The following is an 837-nucleotide window of genomic DNA, read 5'->3' as shown; positions in this document are numbered from 1 at the left end:
AACGAAAAACCCCGGCGGTTGCCCGCCGGGGTTGATCAGATACTCGCTTGCGAAGCGAGGATCAGAAGTTGCGCTGAACGCGGAGGTTGCCGCTCCAGACGCCCTGGTCCTTGAACTCGTAGAACGCGGCCGGCTTGGTTCCGGCGGCGGTCAGCGGCAGGATGCCCGAGGACGCCTGATCGAGATAGGTGTACATCACTTCGCCCGACAGGGTCAGACCCTTGACCGGAGTCCAGCGGGTGACGGTGCCGACCTGCGCGATCGCGAAGTCCGGGTTGCAGTTGAAGCCGGCCACATTGGCGCCGAGACCGGTGCAGATCAGAGCGGTCGCAGTGCCATTGTAGTCGATCTTGGTGTAGGCGCCGAACAGCGAGGTCGACCAGTTCGGGTTCCAGTTGTGGTTGAACGCACCACGGACGCCCCACGCAGAGGTCTTCTCGATGCCGGTGCCGTTCAGGTTGTTGGTGCCGGCGAACACGCCGTCGGCCGCAACGCCGAAGGCGACGCTCTGATAGGTGCCCGGAACCGAGTTGTTGCCGTAGATCGCGAACGAGTTCGGGCTCACGCCGCCCAGCACGTAACGGGTCGCGCCGTTCGAGTAGGTCGCCGTGATGTTGATGCTGTCGCCGGGGCCGGTCGGCAGGTTCTTGAGCGACAGAGCGCCCTGGACCGCATAGCCCCAGGTGTCGCTCGGATGACCGGAGGTCTCGAGCGCGGTGTTGTAGTAGCTGGCGCGAACCTGATGCGCGGCGGCCGAAACCTGGAACAGACCCCAGGCCTGATCGACGCGGATCTTGCCGACGATGTCGGGGATCGAGGTGCCGGCGTAGGAGTTGG

Annotated in this window: 1 protein-coding gene; it reads right to left on the bottom strand. The window is 64.8% G+C overall.

Features of this window, described 5'->3' with window-relative positions; genetic code table 11:
• Positions 1–61 precede the first annotated feature (61 nt).
• On the bottom strand, positions 62–837 hold a 776-nt coding region (locus tag DU475_RS23890; RefSeq protein ID WP_164633525.1), incomplete at its 5' end, for a porin.

The sequence above is a fragment of the Rhodopseudomonas sp. WA056 genome, from assembly GCF_010906995.1.
Lineage (GTDB): Bacteria > Pseudomonadota > Alphaproteobacteria > Rhizobiales > Xanthobacteraceae > Rhodopseudomonas > Rhodopseudomonas palustris_G.
The sequence above is the reverse complement of the archived record's forward strand: the minus strand, read 5'-3'. Positions and strand labels throughout refer to the sequence as shown.